Source organism: Streptomyces sp. NPDC088254, from assembly GCF_044740925.1.
In the GTDB taxonomy this organism is placed as follows: domain Bacteria; phylum Actinomycetota; class Actinomycetes; order Streptomycetales; family Streptomycetaceae; genus Streptomyces.
The window spans coordinates 374,905-393,320 of the sequence record NZ_JBIURQ010000003.1 but is presented as its reverse complement, the minus strand read 5'-3'; the positions used below and the strand labels follow the sequence as shown (position 1 = coordinate 393,320).

Genomic DNA, 18,416 nt, shown 5'->3' with positions numbered 1-18,416 from the left:
CGACCTCGCGGGCGACGCGGGTGACCTCGTCGGCGAAGGCGGAGAGCTGGTCGACCATGGTGTTGATCGTCGACTTCAGCTCCAGGATCTCCCCCTTCGCCTCCACCGTGATCTTCTTGCCGAGGTCTCCCTGCGCGACGGCCGTGGAGACGAGGGCGATGTTGCGGACCTGCGAAGTGAGGTTGTCCGCCATGAAGTTGACGTTGTCGGTGAGGTCCTTCCAGACGCCGGAGACGCCCCGCACCTGGGCCCGGCCGCCGAGGTTGCCCTCGGTGCCGACCTCGCGGGCGACGCGGGTGACCTCGTCGGCGAAGGCGGAGAGCTGGTCGACCATGGTGTTGATCGTCGACTTCAGCTCCAGGATCTCCCCCTGCGCGTCCACGGTGATCTTCTGGCTGAGGTCGCCGTTGGCGACGGCGGTGGTCACCTGGGCGATGTTGCGCACCTGCGAGGTCAGGTTCGACGCCATGAAGTTGACGTTGTCGGTGAGGTCCTTCCAGACGCCCGACACGCCCCGCACCTGAGCCCGGCCGCCCAACTGGCCCTCGGTGCCGACCTCGCGGGCGACGCGGGTCACCTCGTCCGCGAAGGCGGAGAGCTGGTCGACCATCGTGTTGACGGTCAGCTTCAGCTCCAGCAGCTCGCCGGTCGCCTCGACCGTCACCGTGCGGGTCAGGTCGCCGCGCGCCACCGCCGTCGTCACCAGGGCGATGTCCCGCACCTGCGCCGTCAGCCGGGAGGCCATGGTGTTGACCGCTTCGGTCACGTCCCGCCAACTGCCCGACAGCCCCTGCACCTTGGCCCGGCCGCCGAGCCGGCCCTCGGTGCCGACCTCCCGGGCGACCCGGGTCACCTCGCCGGTGAACAGGGACAGTTGGTCCACCGTCCTGTTCACGGTCCGGCCCAGCCGGCGCAGATCGCCGCGCAACTCCCTGGTCCCGTCGTGCAGGTCGACCCGCTGGGTCAGATCCCCGCCGGCCACCGCGTCCAGGACGCGCGTCGCGTTGGCCGCAGGGGCCACCAGGGCGTCCAGCAACTGGTTGACGTCGTCCACCCGCGTGGCCCAGCCGCCGTGGCCGGGACTGGCCGACAGGCGCTCGTCCAGACGGCCGTGGCGCACCACCTCCCGCTTCACCCGGCGGACCTCGGCGTTGAAGTGCACGCTGCGGTCCAGGATCTGGTTGAAGACGGACGTCAGTTCGGCCACGATCCCGTCGCCCGTCTCCGGCAGCTTCGTGAAGTCGCCGTCGCGGGCGGCGGTCATCGCCGCGAGCAGCGGGCGCAGCTCGGATGCTCGAATCCCGCCCTCAATACGTCCGTCTTCGAGCACATGCGGAGCACTGTTCTCACTCATGACGGCCCACTTCGATAACTCGGCGCTTATGGGCGTGGTCAGTCTGTCACTCTGACGGCGTCCGGAGAGGCGTAATCGTCCGAAGACCGAGGGCCGGTCGTCAGGTCGAGGCTCGAAACGTCGACCGTCCGAGGAGCTGCGCATGGGGGTCATTCCTACGCAACGGGAGACCGTGTCCCGGCCCGGCGGCGCGTCCGCCCGCCCGGGCGGGCTCCCGGCGCGCACGCGCGCGACCCTGGCCGGCGGCTCCCACGCGCCCGGCGCCGCCCGCGACCTCGTGCACGCCGCACTGACGGAGTGGAGCGGCCTCGGCCTGCCCGGTGGGGAGCACCTCGCCGGGCGGCTCGCGGAGGACGCCGTGCTCGTCGTCAGCGAGCTCGTCACCAACGCGGTCGTGCACGCCGGCACCGACATCGACCTGGTGTGCCGGCTGTGCCTCGCGGAGGACGACGAGCCCGAGGCGTACGCCGTCGTCGTGGAGGTCTCCGACCGCCACCCCTCCCGCGCCCCGCGCGACGGCACGCCCGAACCGCCCCTCGGCACCCCGGAGTACGGCCGCGGGCTGCAACTGGTCGCGACGCTGGCGGAGGCGTGGGGCGTGACGTACCGCCGGGGCACGAAGACGGTGTGGGCACGGCTGGGGCCGATCGCAGAGAACACCGCGGACGCCGGGCAGGCGTACGGCGACGACGTGCCCATGACCGCGTACACCACCGCCCCCGCCGAAGCCGCCCCGACCACCGCCCCCGCCGAAGCCGCCCCGACCACCGCCCCCGCAGAAGCCGCCCCGACCGCCGGCCCCGGCGCGGCCCCCCGCCCCGGTCTCGCCCCTGCGGCCCGTACCACCAGCACCCGGACCGACACCGCCCCCGCCGACGCCACCGCCGGCACAGACGCCCCCGCCCGCTTGCCCGCCTCCACCCCTCACTCCCGGGACTGGCTCGGCCGGGGTGCGCTCTCCTTCCTCGCCGAGGCCTCCGACCTGCTCGCCGGGCAGCTGGACGAGGACCTGGTCGCCGCGCTCACCGGCCAGTTGCTCGTGCCGCGGCTGGCGGACTGGTGCGCGGTGTGGCTGGAGGACGAACTCAGCGCGCGCGGCTGGGGCGACGGCACGGGCGGGCCCGGACCGCGGCTGGCCCGCGTCTGCCACAGCGGCGAGCACCACATCGAGGAACTGCGCCGCACCCTGGAGAAGGACCCGCCGCACCCCTCGCACCCGCCCGACGCTGCGGGCTCCGGGCCCACCGCCTTCCCCTGGCCCGCCGAGGCGCTCGGCCCGGGCGGCTCCGCCCTCGCCTACCGGCTGATCGCCGGCGGCCGCCCGCTCGGCACGCTCGTCATCGGCCGGGCCGGGCTGCTGCGCTTCCCCGACGAGATCACCGGGCTGGTCGAGGACCTCGGCCGCCGTGTGGCGCTCGCCATCGGTGCGGCCCGCCAGTACGCCCGCCAGGTCACCATCAGCGCCGTCCTCCAGCGCGGCCTGCTGCCCGGCGCGGTCGCCGAGATACCGGGACTGCGCAGCGCCCTCGTGTACGAGCCGCGCGAGCAGGGCGGCCCGAGCGGCGACTTCTACGACCTGTTCCCGGCGGGCCACGGCCGCTGGTGCTTCGCCGTGGGCGACGTGCAGGGCAAGGGCCCGGAGGCGGCTGTCGTCATCGGCCTCGCCCGGCCCTGGCTGCGGCTGCTGGCCCGGGAGGGGTACGGCGTCCCGGACGTCCTCGACCGCCTCAACCAACTGCTCCTCGACGACGCCACGGAGGCCGCCGACGCCGCGGCCCGTGCCTTCGTGGGCCCGGCCGGACCGGCGGACGGGCCGCAGACCCGCTTCCTCTCGCTCCTCTACGGGGAGCTGGTCCCCTTCGACGGCGGGGTCCGCTGCACCCTCGCCTCCGCCGGGCACCCGCTGCCGCTGCTGCTCGGACCCGACGGGACGGTCACCACGGCAGCCCAGCCGCAGACCCTCCTCGGGGTCGTCGAGGACGCCACCTACACCAGCGAGACCCTGGAGCTGCGGCCCGGCGACACCCTGCTGTGCGTGACCGACGGCGTCACCGAGCGCCGCTCGGGACCGCGCCAGTTCGACGACGATGACGGCCTGGCCGTCGCGCTGGCCGGGTGCGCCGGCCTCGACGCCGACCTGATCGCCGAACGCGTCCGCGACCTCGTCCACGCCTTCGGCGACGACCCCCCGGAGGACGACCTGGCCCTCCTGGTGCTCCAGACCGAGTAGCGGCGGCCGGGGCGGGGAGGGCGGGCCGCCGGGTGCGGGACAATGGAGCACATGCCTTCCGCACTCCCCGACGGTGAGCCCGTTCCCGACGACGGTGCGCTGCCCTCGTCCGCGCTCGCCGGGGCGGCCGACCGGCCCCTCGGCTTCTACCTGCACGTGCCCTACTGCGCGAGCCGTTGCGGGTACTGCGACTTCAACACCTACACCGCCACCGAGCTGCGCGGCACCGGCGGGGTGCTCGCCTCCCGCGACAACTACGCCGACACCCTGATCGACGAGATCCGGCTCGCCCGCAAGGTGCTGGGCGACGATCCGCGCGAGGTGCGGACGGTGTTCGTCGGCGGCGGCACGCCCACCCTGCTGGCCGCGGGCGACCTCGTGCGGATGCTGGGCGCGATCCGCGAGGAGTTCGGACTCGCGGCCGACGCTGAGGTGACCACGGAGGCGAACCCGGAGTCCGTCGATCCGGCGTACCTCGCGGCCCTGCGCGAGGGCGGGTTCAACCGGGTCTCCCTCGGCATGCAGAGCGCCCGGCGGCACGTGCTGCGGATCCTCGACCGCACCCACACCCCCGGCCGGCCCGAGGCCTGCGTGGCGGAAGCGCGGGCGGCGGGCTTCGAGCACGTCAACCTGGACCTGATCTACGGCACGCCGGGCGAGTCGGACGACGACTGGCGGGCCTCCCTGGACGCCGTGCTCGACGCCGGCCCGGACCACGTCAGCGCCTACGCCCTGATCGTCGAGGAGGGCACCCAGCTCGCCCGCCGCATCCGCCGGGGCGAGATCCCGATGACCGACGACGACGCGCACGCCGACCGCTACCTCATCGCCGAGGAGACCCTCACGGCGGCCGGCTACCACTGGTACGAGGTGTCCAACTGGGCCACCTCGCCGGAGGCCCGCTGTCTGCACAACGAGCTGTACTGGCGCGGCGCCGACTGGTGGGGCGCCGGGCCGGGCGCCCACAGCCACGTCGGCGGGGTCCGCTGGTGGAACGTCAAGCACCCGGGGGCGTACGCGGCGGCGCTGGCGGCGGGCCGCTCCCCGGGCGCCGGCCGCGAACTCCTCACGGACGAGGACCGCCGGGTCGAGCGCATCCTGCTGGAGCTACGGCTGCGCGAGGGCGTACCGCTGGACGTGCTGCGGGAGAAGGGACTCGCGGCCGCGCGCCGGGCGCTCACGGAGGGACTGCTGCAGCCGGGGCCCTACGACGAGGGCCGCGCCGTCCTCACCCTGCGCGGGCGGCTGCTGGCGGACGCCGTGGTCAGGGACCTCGTGGACTGAACGCCCGCCCGGCCCGTCAGCCGGTGACGAAGTCGATCAGCTCCTCCACCCGGCCGAGCAGCTCCGGCTCCAGGTCCTTGTAGGAGCCCACCCGGGCCAGGATCGCCTGCCACACCGCCCCGGTGTTGTCCGACGGCCAGCCCAGCGCCCGGCACACCCCCGTCTTCCAGTCCTGGCCGTGCGGCACGCGCGGCCATGCCTCGATGCCCAGGGCCGACGGCTTCACCGCCTCCCAGACGTCGATGTACGGGTGGCCCACCACGAGCGCGTGCTCGCTGGTCACCGACTGTGCGATCCGCCACTCCTTCGTGCCCGGGACCAGATGGTCCACCAGGACGCCGAGCCGCGCGTCCGGTCCCGGCGCGAACTCCTCGACGACCGAAGGGAGATCGTCGACGCCCTCCAGGTACTCCACCACCACGCCCTCGACGCGCAGGTCGTCGCCCCACACCTTCTCGACCAGCTCGGCGTCGTGCCGCCCCTCGACGTAGATCCGGCCGGCGCGGGCCACACGCGCGCGTGCGCCGGGCACGGCCACCGAACCCGAGGCCGTGCGGGCGGGGCGCGCCGGGCCGCCCGACGCGGGCCTTACGAGAGTCACCGTGCGGCCCTCCAGCAGGAACCCGCGCGGCTCCAGCGGGAACACCCGGTGCTTGCCGAAACGGTCCTCCAGGGTGACCGTGCCCGCCTCGCAGCGGATCACCGCGCCGCAGAAGCCGCTGCCCGGCTCCTCCACCACCAGGCCGGGCTCCGCCGCGACCTCGGGGACCGGCTGCGGCTTCTTCCAGGACGGGGTCAGATCGGCGGAGTACTGGCGCATTCGGACGACGATAGGAGAAGCCGGGGCGCTGTCACGGCGACACGCCGAAACGGGCGGCCAGGGCGTCCCGCTGCGCCCGCACGAACGCCGCGTCCACGACCGCCCCGTGACCGGGCACGTACCGTGCGTCCGCGCCGCCGAGGGCGAGCAGGCGGTCGAGGGCGGCCGGCCAGTGCGAGGGCACGGCGTCCGGCCCGGCCTGCGGCTCGCCGGACTCCTCCACCAGGTCGCCGCAGAACACCGCCTCCGGCGACCCCGGCACCAGCACCGCCAGGTCGTGTGCCGTGTGGCCGGGGCCCACGTTCGCCAGCAGGACCTGACGCCCGCCGCCCATGTCCAGGGTCCACTCCCCGGAGACCAGGTGGCGAGGCCGCACCAGGGCGTCCACGGCCTCCGTCGCCGCCGCCTCGTCCAGCCCGTTGCGCACCGCGTCCGCGTGCAGCTCGGCCCGCTCCCGCGCGAACACCGACTCGGCGCCCACCGCCGCGAACACCACCGCGCCCGCGAACGCCGCCGCCCCGAACACATGGTCGAAATGGGGGTGGGTGAGCGCGAGATGAGTCACACGGCGTCCGGCGAGCCGCTCGGCCTCCGCCCGCAGCCGTGTGCCCTCCGCGAGGCTCGAACCCGCGTCGATCAGCAGCACCGCCCCGGTCCCCACGACCAGCCCCACCGTGCAGTCCCAGCCCGGCAGCCGCCGCCGCCCGACCCCCGCCGCGACCTGCTCCCAACCCAGCTCTTCCCAAGTGACCGTCATACCGCGACGCTAACCGTGACGAACCCGTCGGCCGGCATGCGACCGGACCGACCTTGCCCCCCGCGCACCCCACGGCCGTACACTGGCCGGGGAACGCTGGCACTCGAATGTGACGAGTGCCAGGCAAGGCGCCAAGGGGACGAAGCACTGGAGGTGTGCGCGGATGCTGAGTGAACGACGGCTGAAGGTGCTGCGCGCCATCGTCCAGGACTACGTCGGCACCGAGGAGCCGGTCGGCTCCAAGGCGCTCACCGAGCGCCACAGCCTCGGCGTGTCCCCGGCGACGGTCCGCAACGACATGGCCGCCCTGGAGGACGAGGGCTACATCGCCCAGCCGCACACCAGCGCCGGCCGCATCCCCACCGACAAGGGCTACAGGCTCTTCGTCGACAAGCTCGCCGGGGTCAAGCCGATGAGCGCGCCCGAGCGGCGCGCCATCCAGAACTTCCTCGACGGCGCCGTCGACCTCGACGACGTCGTCGCGCGGACGGTCCGGCTGCTCGCGCAGCTCACCCGCCAGGTCGCCGTCGTGCAGTACCCGTCGCTGACCCGGTCCACGGTGCGGCACGTCGAACTGCTCTCGCTCGCCCCGGCCCGCCTCATGCTCGTGCTGATCACGGACACCGGGCGGGTCGAGCAGCGGCTGGTGGACTGCCCCGCGCCGTTCGGCGAGGCCTCGCTCGCGGACCTGCGCGCCCGGCTCAACAGCCGGGTCGCGGGCCGCCGGTTCACCGATGTGCCGCCTCTGGTGGAGGATCTGCCGGAGGCCTTCGAGGCGGAGGACCGCGGCACGGTCTCGACGGTGCTCTCCACCCTGCTGGAGACGCTCGTCGAGGAGAACGAGGAGCGGCTGATGATCGGCGGCACCGCCAATCTCACCCGCTTCGGACATGACTTTCCCCTCACCATCCGGCCCGTCCTGGAGGCCCTCGAGGAGCAGGTCGTGCTCCTCAAGCTCCTGGGCGAGGCGGGGGATTCGGGCATGATCGTGCGTATCGGGCACGAGAACGCCTACGAGGGACTCAACTCCACTTCCGTGGTGTCGGTCGGCTACGGTTCGGGCGGCGAGGCAGTCGCCAAGCTCGGCGTGGTCGGACCGACCCGCATGGATTACCCGGGAACGATGGGAGCGGTACGCGCAGTGGCACGGTACGTCGGACAGATCCTGGCGGAGTCGTAAGTGGCCACGGACTACTACGCCGTTCTCGGCGTGCGCCGCGACGCGTCGCAGGAAGAGATCAAGAAGGCCTTCCGGCGGCTCGCCCGCGAGCTGCACCCGGACGTCAACCCCGATCCGAAGACCCAGGAGCGGTTCAAGGAGATCAACGCCGCTTACGAGGTGCTGTCGGACCCGCAGAAGAAGCAGGTCTACGACCTCGGCGGCGACCCGCTCTCGCAGGCCGGCGGGGGAGGCGCGGGCGGCTTCGGCGCCGGTGGCTTCGGCAACTTCTCCGACATCATGGACGCGTTCTTCGGCACGGCGTCCCAGCGGGGCCCGAGGTCGCGCACCCGGCGCGGGCAGGACGCGATGATCCGGCTGGAGGTGGACCTGGAGGAGGCCGCGTTCGGCACCACCAAGGACATCCAGGTCGACACCGCGATCGTCTGCACCACCTGCAGCGGCGAGGGCGCGGCGCCCGGCACCACCGCCCAGACCTGCGACATGTGCCGCGGCCGCGGTGAGGTGTCGCAGGTGACGCGGTCCTTCCTGGGCCAGGTCATGACCTCGCGTCCCTGCCCCCAGTGCCAGGGCTTCGGCACCGTGGTGCCCACCCCGTGCCCCGAGTGCGCGGGCGACGGACGGGTCCGGTCGCGGCGCACGCTGACGGTGAAGATCCCGGCCGGCGTCGACAACGGCACCCGCATCCAGCTCGCCGGCGAGGGCGAGGTCGGACCGGGCGGCGGCCCGGCCGGCGACCTCTACGTCGAGATCCACGAACTGCCGCACGCGATGTTCCAGCGGCGCGGCGACGACCTGCACTGCACGGTCACCCTCCCGATGACCGCGGCGGCGCTCGGCACGAAGGTGCCGCTGGAGACGCTGGACGGGTCGGAGGAGGTCGACATCCGGCCCGGCACGCAGTCGGGGCAGTCCATTCCGCTGCACCAGCGCGGAGTGACGCACCTGCGCGGCGGCGGGCGCGGCGACCTCATCGTGCACGTGGAAGTCCAGACGCCCACCAAGCTGGACCCGGAGCAGGAGCGGCTGCTGCGGGAACTGGCGAAGCTGCGCGGGGAGGAGCGCCCCCAGGGGCAGTTCCAGCCCGGCCAGCAGGGGCTGTTCTCCCGGCTGAAGGACGCCTTCAACGGGCGGTGAGGCGGGGGCGGAGCCCCCGGCGGGACAGGGCGCCGGGACATGACACCATGCGGTCATGTCCTTCGCGCTGGCCGGTCTTCTCCGCCATCCGATCGTGCAGGCCCCCATGGCGGGCGGCGTCTCCGTCCCCCGGCTCGCCGCCGCCGTGTCCGAGGCCGGAGGGCTCGGCTTCCTCGCCGGTGGGTACAAGACCGCCGACGGGATGTACCGGGAGATCAAGCAGTTGCGCGGGCTCACCTCCCGGCCCTTCGGCGTGAACCTCTTCATGCCGCAGCCCGAGCATGCCGAGACCGGCGCCGTGGAGGTGTACGCCCACCAACTGGCCGGCGAGGCCGCCTGGTACGGCACGGAACTCGGCGACCCGGACAGCGGGCGGGACGACGGCTACGACGCCAAGCTCGCCGTGCTGCTCGACGACCCGGTGGCGGCGGTGTCCTTCCACTTCGGCGTGCCGAGCCCCGAGGCGCTGGCCTCGCTGCGCAGGGCCGGGACGGTCACGCTGGTCACGGCCACGACCGTCGAGGAGGCGCTCGCCGTGGAACGGGCCGGCGCGGACGCGGTGATCGTGCAGGGCGTGGAGGCCGGCGGCCACCAGGGCACCCACCGGGACGTCCCCGAGAACGACGGCTCCGGCATCGGACTGCTGTCGCTGATCGCCCAGGTCCGTGAGGCGGTCGGGCTGCCCCTCGTCGCCGCCGGCGGCATCATGCGCGGCAGCCAGATCGCCGCCGCCCTCGCGGCGGGCGCGAGCGCCGTCCAGCTCGGCACCGCGTTCGTCCCCACGCCCGAGTCCGGCGCGGCCGCCGCCCACAAGGAGGCGCTGACGAACCCGTTGTTCGTGTGCACCCGGCTGACCCGCGCGTTCACCGGCCGCCCGGCCCGCGGCCTGGTCAACCGCTTCCTGCGCGAGCACGGACGCTACGCGCCCGCCGCCTACCCCGAGGTGCACCACCTCACCGCGCCGCTGCGCAAGGCGGCCGCCGCGGCGGGCGACGCGCAGGGCATGGCTCTGTGGGCGGGGCAGGGCCACCGGATGGCCCGGGAGATGCCGGCCGGTGAGCTGGTGGAGGTACTGGCGGCCGAGACGGGCGCGGTGTGGACCGCGTCGGCGGCCGACGCAGAAGGAGGTGCGGAGCGATGACGGCTCCGGTGTTCGTGCTCGATCCGCTGAAGGTCCCCGACGGCAGCGGCGGGGAGGTCGTCCTCGACGGCCCGGAGGGGCGGCACGCCGTCTCCGTGAAGCGGCTGCGGCCCGGCGAGGGCGTCGTCCTCACCGACGGGCGCGGGCGCTGGGCCGAGGGCGTCGTAAGGGCCGCCGAGGGCAAGGACCGGCTGGTCGTCATGGACCTGGAGAGCATCAACGAGGAGCCCGAGGAACAGCCCCGCATCACCGTCGTGCAGGCGCTGCCCAAGGGCGACCGGGGGGAGCTGGCCGTCGAGACGATGACCGAGACCGGCGTCGACCGCATCGTCCCGTGGTCCGCCGCACGCTGCATCACGCAGTGGAAGGGCGAGCGGGGCGCCAAGGCGCTGGCGAAGTGGCGGGCCACCGCCCGCGAGGCCGGCAAGCAGTCCCGCCGGGTGCGCTTCCCCGAGGTCGCGGACGCGGCGACCACCAAGCAGGTGGCGGCACTTCTCGCCGGCGCGGACTTCGCCGCCGTGCTCCACTCGGACTTCGAGCAGGGCAGCGAGCGCCTCGCCACCGCCGAACTCCCCGACCGGGGAGACATCGTGCTGGTCGTCGGCCCCGAAGGGGGCGTCTCGTCCGACGAGTTGGCGCTGTTCAAGGAGGCGGGCGCGAAGCCGTACATCCTCGGCCGCACCGTGCTGCGCACCTCGACCGCCGGCACCGCCGCCACCGCCCTGCTCCTCGGCCGCACCGGCCGCTGGTCCTGAAGGACGCCCGTACGGGCGCAGTTCGAGGCGCGTGAGGGGCGGCACGCGCTCTACCGCCACCGCCGCGGCGGTGGCAGTCTGCCCGCATGGGGGCTTTACGACGCATGCGGGCAGGACGGCCGGGGACACGCACGGCCGCGGTGGCAGGGTTGGCGCTCGTGGCCGCGGGCGGGCTCGCGGCGTGCGATCCGGGCGGGCTGAGCGCCGCGTCCGTGGCGTACACCACCGACGAGGCCGCCACGGCCGAACTGGCCCGCCGTAAAACGGACGTACAGTGGCTGACCTGCACCGCCGACTACGGCAAGGGCCGCGCCTCGGCGGGGGAGGAGACCATCGCCTCGGTCAAGTGCCAGGGCCGGACCGACGACGGCCGGGACATCGAGGTCGACGGCACGGTCACCCGCGCCGTCGACGGCTCCTGCGTACGCGGCGACCTCCGCGCGCAGGTGGGCGGCAGACAGGTCTTCCGGGTCAGCGGACTCGGCGACTGCGCGTCCGCGACGCCCTCACCGCTGCAACCGCCGCCCTCCGCGAATCCGGCCCGACCGGCCCGGCCCACGGTCACCGTGACCGTCACCCGGACCGTCTGGTGCCCGTCGGACACCCGTTGCGGACCGGTCGAGGGCAAGTAGTGGCCCTGATCGGACGCTCATGGTGCAAGCACCCCTAAGCCCCTGTTCACGGCCCGCGCCCTTGCCTAGAGTGATCGGGTGACACAGTCCGCGACGCCTGCTGCGTACATCCGATACCCGCATCTGCACGGCGAACTGGTGGCCTTCACCGCCGAGGACGACGTGTGGCTCGCCCCCCTCGACGGCGGCCGCGCCTGGCGGGTCAGCGCCGACAACGTGCCCGTCTCCACACCGCGCATCTCACCCGACGGCACGACCGTCGCCTGGACCTCCACCCGCGACGGCGCCCCCGAGGCGCACATCGCCCCCGTCGACGGCGGACCGTCCACCAGGCTGACGTACTGGGGGTGTTGGCGCACCCAGGTGCACGGCTGGACCCCCGACGGACAGGTCCTGGCGCTCACCGCACACGGCCAGGCCAGCCTGCGCCGAAGCTGGGCGCACGCCGTCCCGCTCGACGGCGGGCCCTCGACGGTCCTGCCGTACGGCCCCGTCGGCGGCGTCGCCCACGGCCCGGCCACCGTGCTGCTGTCCGCGACCATGAGCCGCGAGGCCGCCCACTGGAAGCGCTACCGGGGCGGCACCGCGGGCAAGCTGTGGATCGACCGGTCCGTCGGCGACGGAGAAGGTGCCGGGGAGTTCACCCGGCTGCACGAGGACCTCGACGGCAACATCGAGTACCCGGTGTGGGCGGGCGACCGGATCGCCTTCCTCTCCGACCACGAGGGCGTCGGCGCGCTCTACTCCTCCCTCGCCGACGGCTCCGACCTGCGCCGGCACACCCCGCTCGACGGCTTCTACGCCCGCCAGGCCGCCGGCGACGGAACCCGGATCGTGTACGTCAGCGCGGGCGAGCTGTGGATCCTCGACGACCTCGACGGGGCCGAGCCGCGCCGGCTCGACGTCCGCCTCGGCGGACAGCGCACCGACCGGCGGCCGTTCCCGGTCGCCGCCGCCCGCTGGATGGGCTCCGCGATGCCCGACCACACCGCGCGCGGCAGCGCCGTGGAGATCCGCGGCGCGATCCACTGGGTCACCCACCGCCACGGGCCCGCCCGCGCGCTGGCCGCCGAGCCGGGCGTGCGGGCCCGGCTGCCGCACACCTTCCGCGTGGAGGGCGAGGAGTGGGTGGTGTGGGTGACGGACGCCGAGGGCGAGGACGCCCTGGAGTTCGCCCCCGCCACCGGGGCGGCCCCCGGCGCGGCCCCGCGCCGGCTCGCCGCCGGACGCCTCGGCCGGGTCCTGGAACTGGCCATGTCCCCCGACGGCAGCCGGGCCGCCGTCGCCGCCCACGACGGGCGGCTGCTGCTCGTCGAACGGGAGACCGGCGAGGTCCGCGAGGTCGACCGCAGCGCCGACGGCGAGGTCGGCGACCTGGTCTTCTCACCCGACTCCGGCTGGCTCGCCTGGTCGCACCCCGGCCCGCGGCCGCTCAGTCAGCTCAAGCTCGCCAACACCACCGACCTGTCGGTCACCGAGGCGACCCCGCTGCGCTTCCGGGACTTCGCGCCCGCCTTCACCCTCGACGGCAAGCACCTCGCGTTCCTGTCCACCCGCGCCTTCGACCCCGTCTACGACGAGCACGCCTTCGACCTGTCCTTCGTCGCCGGCGCCCGCCCGCATCTCGTCACGCTGGCCGCCACCACCCCCTCCCCGTTCGGCCCGCAGCGGCACGGCCGGCCCTTCGAGGCCCCCGACAAGGACGAGACCCCCGACAGCGAGGGCACCCCGGCCACCCGCATCGACCTCGAAGGCCTCGCCGACCGGATCATCCCCTTCCCCGTCGAGGCCGCCCGCTACTCCACGCTGCGCGCCGCCAAGGACGGCGTGCTCTGGCTGCGCCACCCGGTGCGCGGCGTACTCGGCGCCTCCCGTGCCACACCCGACGACCCCGACCCGCACACCGAGCTGGAGCGCTACGACCTCGCCCACCGCCGCCTGGACCACCTCGCCTCCGACGTCGACGACTTCGACGTCAGCGGCGACGGCAAACGGCTGCTGCTGTGGACCGACCACAAACTCAAGGTCGTCCCCAGCGACCGGCGCGCCTCCGGCGACGAGGACAGCGACTCCAACATCACCGTCGACCTCGGCCGCGTACGCCAGACGGTCGACCCGGCCGCCGAGTGGCGGCAGATGTACGACGAGACCGGCCGCGTCATGCGGGACAACTTCTGGCGGCCCGACCTCGGCGGCGTCGACTGGGACGGCGTCCTCGACCGCTACCGCCCGATCCTGGAGCGGGTGGCGACCAAGGACGACCTGATCGACCTGCTGTGGGAGGTGCACGGCGAACTCGGCACCTCGCACGCCTACGTCATGCCCCGCGGCGGCTACGGCGGCGGCGCCCGCCAGGGTCTGCTGGGCGCCGACATCTCCCGTCACGAGGACGGCAGTTGGCGCATCGACCGGATCCTGCCTGCGGAGACCTCCGATCCCGACGCCCGCTCCCCGCTCGCCGCACCCGGCGTCGCCGTGCGCCCCGGCGACGCGATCGCCGCCGTCGCCGGGCATCCCGTCGACCCGGTCACCGGTCCTGGACCGCTGCTCGTCGGCACCGCCGGCAAGGCGGTCGAGCTGACGATCTCGCCGGCCGGCGGGGGCGAACCGCGGCACGCCGTGGTCGTGCCGACCGACGACGAGGAGGCGCTGCGCTACCACGCGTGGGTCGCGGACCGGCGGGCCTACGTGCACGAGAAGTCCGGCGGGCGGCTCGGCTATCTGCACGTCCCCGACATGGTCGGCTCCGGCTGGGCGCAGCTCCATCGGGACCTGCGCATCGAGGTGGCCCGCGAGGGGCTCGTCGTCGACGTGCGGGAGAACCGGGGCGGGCACACCTCCCAGCTGGTGGTGGAGAAGCTGGCGCGGCGCATCGTCGGCTGGGACGTGCCGCGCGGGATGCGGCCCACCAGTTACCCGGAGGACGCGCCGCGCGGGCCCGTCGTCGCCGTCGCCAACGAGTTCTCCGGCTCCGACGGGGACATCGTGAACGCCGCGGTCAAGGCGCTCGGGATCGGTCCCGTGGTGGGCACGCGCACGTGGGGCGGGACGATCGGCATCGACAGCCGGTACCGCCTGGTCGACGGGACGCTGATCACCCAGCCGAAGTACGCGATCTGGCTGGAGGGGTACGGGTGGGGGGTGGAGAACCACGGCGTCGACCCCGACGTCGAGGTCGTCGTCCGCCCCCAGGATCACGCGGCGGGCCGGGACGTCCAGCTGGACGAGGCGGTGTCGCTGGCGCTGGCCGCACTGGAATCGACGCCGGCGAAGGTGCCCCCTACTGTGCCGTGACCCTGCATCGCAGTCCCGGATCAGGGGGCTCCGCCCCCTGGATTCCGGCCTGTGCCCACCCACCACCCGACTCGCTCGGGAGAAGGGTGAGCGGAAATCCGCCTCCACCCGCAAGCCGACGGCGGTCGATACCATGCCCCCACAGAGATCACCGGCGAGAAGAGGAGACCCGTATGGCAGGGGAACCGCAGAGCGACTGCCTGTTCTGCAAGATCGTCGAGGGCCACGTCCCCGCGACCATCGTCCGCGAGACGGAGACCACCCTCGCCTTCCGGGACATCAACCCCCAGGCCCCCACCCACATCCTGGTGATCCCCAAGGCGCACCACCAGGACGCCGCCGCCCTCGCCGCCGAAGCGCCCCAGCTCGCCGCCGACGTCCTCCGCGAGACGCAGGCCGTCGCCGACCTGGAGAAGCTGGAAAGCTACCGCACCGTCTTCAACACCGGCAGCGGCGCCGGCCAGACCGTCTGGCACGCCCACGCGCACCTTCTCGGCGGCCGCGGCCTGCACTGGCCCCCCGGATAACCCGCCGTGTCCGTACGCGAGTTGGTCGTCCTCGGCACCGCCAGCCAGGTCCCGACCCGGCACCGCAACCACAACGGCTACTTCCTGCGCTGGGACGGCGAGGGTCTCCTCTTCGACCCCGGCGAGGGCACCCAGCGCCAGATGGTGCGCGCCGGCGTCGCCGCCCACGACCTGAACCGGATCTGCGTCACCCACTTCCACGGCGACCACTCCCTCGGTCTCGCCGGGGTCATCCAGCGCGTCAACCTCGACAAGGTGCCGCACCCGGTCACCGCCCACTACCCGCGCTCCGGGCAGCGCTTCTTCGACCGGCTCCGGTACGCCACCGCCTACCGCGAGACCGTCGGCGTCACCGAGGCCCCGGTCGACGCGGACGGGCCGCTGGTGACGACCGGCTCGTACACCCTTCAGGCGCGCCGGCTGTCCCACCCGGTGGAGTCCTACGGCTACCGCCTCGTCGAGCCGGACGGCCGCCGCATGCTGCCCGACCGGCTCGCCGCGCACGGGCTGAGGGGGCCCGACGTCGGGCGGATCCAGCGGGAGGGCGCGATCGGCGGCGTCACCCTGGAGGACGTCAGCGAGGTGCGGCGCGGGCAGCGGTTCGCGTTCGTCATGGACACCCGGCTGTGCGACGGCGTGCACGCGCTCGCCGAGGGCTGCGACATGCTGGTGATCGAGTCCACGTTCCTCGACGACGACGTCGAACTCGCCATCGAGCACGGTCATCTGACGGCAGGTCAGGCGGCGCGGGTCGCCCGGGACGCCGGGGTGCGGCATCTCGTCCTCACCCACTTCAGCCAGCGCTACTCCGACCCCGGGGAGTTCGAGCGGCAGGCGAGGGCCGCCGGGTTCCACGGCGAGCTGACCGTCGCGCACGACCTGCTGCGAGTGCCGGTTCCGAAACGGCGGTGAAGCGGCCGTACGATGCTTTGATGCCCCTCCCCAAAGCTGAACTGCACCTGCACATCGAAGGCACCCTGGAGCCCGAGCTGGCTTTCGAGCTGGCCGCCCGCAACGGGGTGTCGCTGCCGTACAAGGACACCGAGGAACTGCGTGAGGCGTACCGGTTCGAGGACCTCCAGTCCTTCCTGAACCTGTACTACGAGCTGATGGCGGTCCTGCGCACCGAGCAGGACTTCGAGGACCTCGCCGACGCCTACCTCGCACGGGCGGCCGCGCAGGGCGTGCGCCACGCGGAGATCTTCTTCGACCCGCAGGCCCACCTCGACAGGGGGGTGTCGATGGGCACGGTCGTCGAGGGGCTGGGGCGGGCCCTCGGCCGCAGCCGGGAGCGGCACGGCGTCTCCACCCGGCTGATCCTGTGCTTCCTGCGCGACGAGTCCGCCGAGTCGGCCCTCGCCACCCTGGACGCGGCGAAGCCGTACCTGGACAGGATCACCGGGGTCGGGCTGGACTCGGCCGAGGTGGGGCACCCGCCGGTGAAGTTCCGCGAGGTGTACGAGGCCGCCGCCGCGCTGGGGCTGCGCCGGGTCGCGCACGCCGGCGAGGAGGGGCCGCCCGAGTACATCACCGAGGCGCTGGACGTGCTCGGCGTCGAGCGTGTCGACCACGGGCTGCGCTGCATGGAGGACCCGGACCTGGTGGCGCGGCTGGTGCGCGAGCGGATCCCGCTGACGCTGTGCCCGCTGTCCAACGTCCGGCTGCGCGCCGTCGACACCCTCGCCGACCACCCGCTGCCCGCGATGCTCGACGCCGGGCTGCTGTGCACGGTCAACTCCGACGACCCGGCCTACTTCGGCGGTTACGCCGGCGACAACTTCGACGCCGTACGGCGGACGCTGGGCCTGGACGAGGAGCGGCTGCGCGAGCTGGCCCGCAACTCCTTCGTCGCCTCCTTCCTGGAGGACGACGAGGAACTGCGGGCCCGGTACCTGGCCGAGGTGGAGGCGTACGCCTTCTGACCCGGCCCCGGTCAGTCCCCGGCGCCCGCCCGCCGGGGACCGGCCGTGTCGTACGCGCCCCGCACGGGCGCGACCGGGGTGTCCAGGGAGATGTCCACGACCGGCTGTTCGGGCGCGCCGACCTGCGGCACCGAGCCGTTCGGCGCGCCGGTGGCCGCGGCGACCACGGCCGCCGGGGTGCCGCCGCGCCGGCGCACCCCGCCCGCCAGCAGCGGGCGTCCGCCCGTGTGCAGGGCGACGGCGGTCATGGGGACGGCGACGACCAGCAGACCGGCGCCCAGGACCAGCCCCATCGCGGGGAACCCGGCCTGCGCCGACAGCAGACTCCCGGTCAGCGGGCCGGCCGCCGTCCCCAGTGAGGACGCCGACCCGACGAGCACCGCCCAGCGGCCGCGCGGGTCGAGCGAGGCGGCCAGCCCGATCAGGTAGGACAGCACGATCGGGTAGAGCACGTTCCAGGCGATCTCGCCGGCCGCGAAGCTGCCCAGCCCGGTCGCGGACGCGCTCAGCGCGACGCACCCGGCGATCAGCACGGTCCCGCCGCCGATCGGCGCCGCCCGGCCGAGCCGCGGGCCGAGCGCCCCGGCGCCCAGCACCCCCAGCAGTCCGGCCCCCAGGGCCACCGCGAACACCACGCCGACGGTGGCCTCGGTGAGGTGCGCCTGCGTCAGGCCGATCCGCCCGCTGACCCCCCACAGGGAGTTCTGCACGAGCGACCAGCACGGCATCGCCACGGCGAGCACCAGCCCCGACCGCAGATGGGGGAGCCGGGGGCCGGTCGAGCCCTGCCGGGCCGGCGCGGTGACCGTGCGGTCCGGGAGCCGGCTCGTCGACGGCCACACGGCGAGGGCGGTCAGCGCGATCGCCGCCAGCGGCTGCCCGTGCCCGGGGCCCAGGTGCGGGACCGTCAGATAGACGGCCCCCGCGAGGGCGGAGACCCCGAGCAGGCCGAGCGTGGAGGCCCGGTGCGGGTCGGGCTGGGCGGCGATCCGGGTCGCGGCCACCGTCGTGGCCGTACCGGAGCCGAACCCGCCGAGGACCGCGCCCGCGACCACCGCGGGCACGCTGCCGGCGAGGGCGGCCCCGCCGTAGCCGAGCACGGCCAGCACCAGCCCGAACCGGGCCAGGGTGCGGGCGCCGATCCGCTCCACCCGGGAGGCGAGGGCGAACCCGGCCGACGCCGAACTCAGCAGCAGGGCGCTGCCGACGGCGCCGGCCTCGGTGGCGGACAGCGGAAGTCCCGCGTCCAGCCGGCCGACGACGGTGGGCAGCAGATAGGGGGCGAGGTACCCGGCCGTGAAAAGGGCGACGAGGGGCCAGGGAGTGGTGCGGGGGGCGAACACGGGCGTTCCTGGGCGTGCGAATGGGGCGGCTATGAAAGGG

15 protein-coding genes are annotated in these 18,416 nt (G+C 74.1%); 11 read left to right on the top strand and 4 right to left on the bottom strand.

From position 1 onward, the window contains the following. Positions 1 to 1,264, bottom strand: a 1,264-nt coding sequence (locus ACIOC0_RS12280) for a HAMP domain-containing protein (RefSeq protein WP_402155081.1), incomplete at its 3' end; no start/stop codon positions are given. Between the two features lie 232 nt (positions 1,265 to 1,496). On the opposite strand from ACIOC0_RS12280, the gene ACIOC0_RS12275 reads away from it, so the two are divergent. Both ACIOC0_RS12275 and hemW read left to right on the top strand, forming a co-directional pair. Further along, positions 1,497 to 3,584 (top strand): SpoIIE family protein phosphatase, encoded by a 2,088-nt coding sequence (locus ACIOC0_RS12275; RefSeq protein ID WP_402154965.1) that lies wholly within the window; start codon positions 1,497 to 1,499, stop codon positions 3,582 to 3,584. Positions 3,585 to 3,635: 51 nt separating this feature from the next. Then, positions 3,636 to 4,868, top strand: a complete 1,233-nt coding sequence (hemW, locus tag ACIOC0_RS12270) for a radical SAM family heme chaperone HemW (protein WP_402154963.1) — start codon at positions 3,636 to 3,638, stop codon at positions 4,866 to 4,868. Between the two features lie 16 nt (positions 4,869 to 4,884). Here hemW and ACIOC0_RS12265 read toward each other — a convergent pair whose 3' ends face one another. Further along, on the bottom strand, positions 4,885 to 5,688 hold the full coding sequence (locus tag ACIOC0_RS12265) for a DUF3097 domain-containing protein (RefSeq protein ID WP_356678377.1): 804 nt from the start codon (positions 5,686 to 5,688) through the stop codon (positions 4,885 to 4,887). A 31-nt stretch (positions 5,689 to 5,719) separates the two neighbouring features. Further along, the gene (locus tag ACIOC0_RS12260) at positions 5,720 to 6,445 is read right to left on the bottom strand and encodes an MBL fold metallo-hydrolase (protein WP_402154960.1); all 726 of its coding nucleotides are present in this window, start codon (positions 6,443 to 6,445) and stop codon (positions 5,720 to 5,722) included. A gap of 163 nt (positions 6,446 to 6,608) precedes the next feature. Between ACIOC0_RS12260 and hrcA the strand changes: the two genes are divergently transcribed. The 9 genes from hrcA (at position 6,609) to ACIOC0_RS12215 (ending at position 17,033) form a co-directional block, all read left to right on the top strand. Further along, complete coding sequence (gene hrcA, locus ACIOC0_RS12255; RefSeq protein ID WP_356678381.1) at positions 6,609 to 7,625, top strand: heat-inducible transcriptional repressor HrcA; 1,017 nt, start codon at positions 6,609 to 6,611, stop codon at positions 7,623 to 7,625. Next, the gene (gene dnaJ, locus ACIOC0_RS12250) at positions 7,626 to 8,762 is read left to right on the top strand and encodes a molecular chaperone DnaJ (protein WP_402154958.1); all 1,137 of its coding nucleotides are present in this window, start codon (positions 7,626 to 7,628) and stop codon (positions 8,760 to 8,762) included. 55 nt (positions 8,763 to 8,817) lie between these two features. Beyond that, a complete protein-coding gene (locus tag ACIOC0_RS12245; RefSeq protein WP_402154956.1) occupies positions 8,818 to 9,903 on the top strand; it encodes a nitronate monooxygenase in 1,086 nt (361 codons plus the stop codon). Continuing rightward, the gene (locus ACIOC0_RS12240; RefSeq protein WP_402154954.1) at positions 9,900 to 10,658 is read left to right on the top strand and encodes a 16S rRNA (uracil(1498)-N(3))-methyltransferase; all 759 of its coding nucleotides are present in this window, start codon (positions 9,900 to 9,902) and stop codon (positions 10,656 to 10,658) included. Before ACIOC0_RS12245 ends, ACIOC0_RS12240 begins: the two co-directional genes overlap by 4 nt. 86 nt (positions 10,659 to 10,744) lie before the next feature. Next, entirely contained in the window at positions 10,745 to 11,290 is a 546-nt protein-coding gene (locus ACIOC0_RS12235; protein ID WP_402154951.1) for a hypothetical protein, read from the top strand. A 78-nt stretch (positions 11,291 to 11,368) separates the two neighbouring features. Beyond that, positions 11,369 to 14,584 (top strand): S41 family peptidase, encoded by a 3,216-nt coding sequence (locus tag ACIOC0_RS12230; RefSeq protein ID WP_402154949.1) that lies wholly within the window; start codon positions 11,369 to 11,371, stop codon positions 14,582 to 14,584. A 173-nt stretch (positions 14,585 to 14,757) separates the two neighbouring features. Next, a complete protein-coding gene (locus ACIOC0_RS12225) occupies positions 14,758 to 15,111 on the top strand; it encodes a histidine triad nucleotide-binding protein (protein ID WP_402154947.1) in 354 nt (117 codons plus the stop codon). Between the two features lie 6 nt (positions 15,112 to 15,117). Then, on the top strand, positions 15,118 to 16,023 hold the full coding sequence (locus tag ACIOC0_RS12220; RefSeq protein ID WP_402154944.1) for a ribonuclease Z: 906 nt from the start codon (positions 15,118 to 15,120) through the stop codon (positions 16,021 to 16,023). 20 nt (positions 16,024 to 16,043) lie between these two features. Next, positions 16,044 to 17,033, top strand: coding sequence for an adenosine deaminase (locus ACIOC0_RS12215; protein WP_402154941.1), 990 nt, complete (start codon positions 16,044 to 16,046; stop codon positions 17,031 to 17,033). An 11-nt stretch (positions 17,034 to 17,044) separates the two neighbouring features. Here ACIOC0_RS12215 and ACIOC0_RS12210 read toward each other — a convergent pair whose 3' ends face one another. Beyond that, a complete protein-coding gene (locus tag ACIOC0_RS12210) occupies positions 17,045 to 18,376 on the bottom strand; it encodes an MFS transporter (RefSeq protein ID WP_402154939.1) in 1,332 nt (443 codons plus the stop codon). Positions 18,377 to 18,416: the final 40 nt, after the last annotated feature.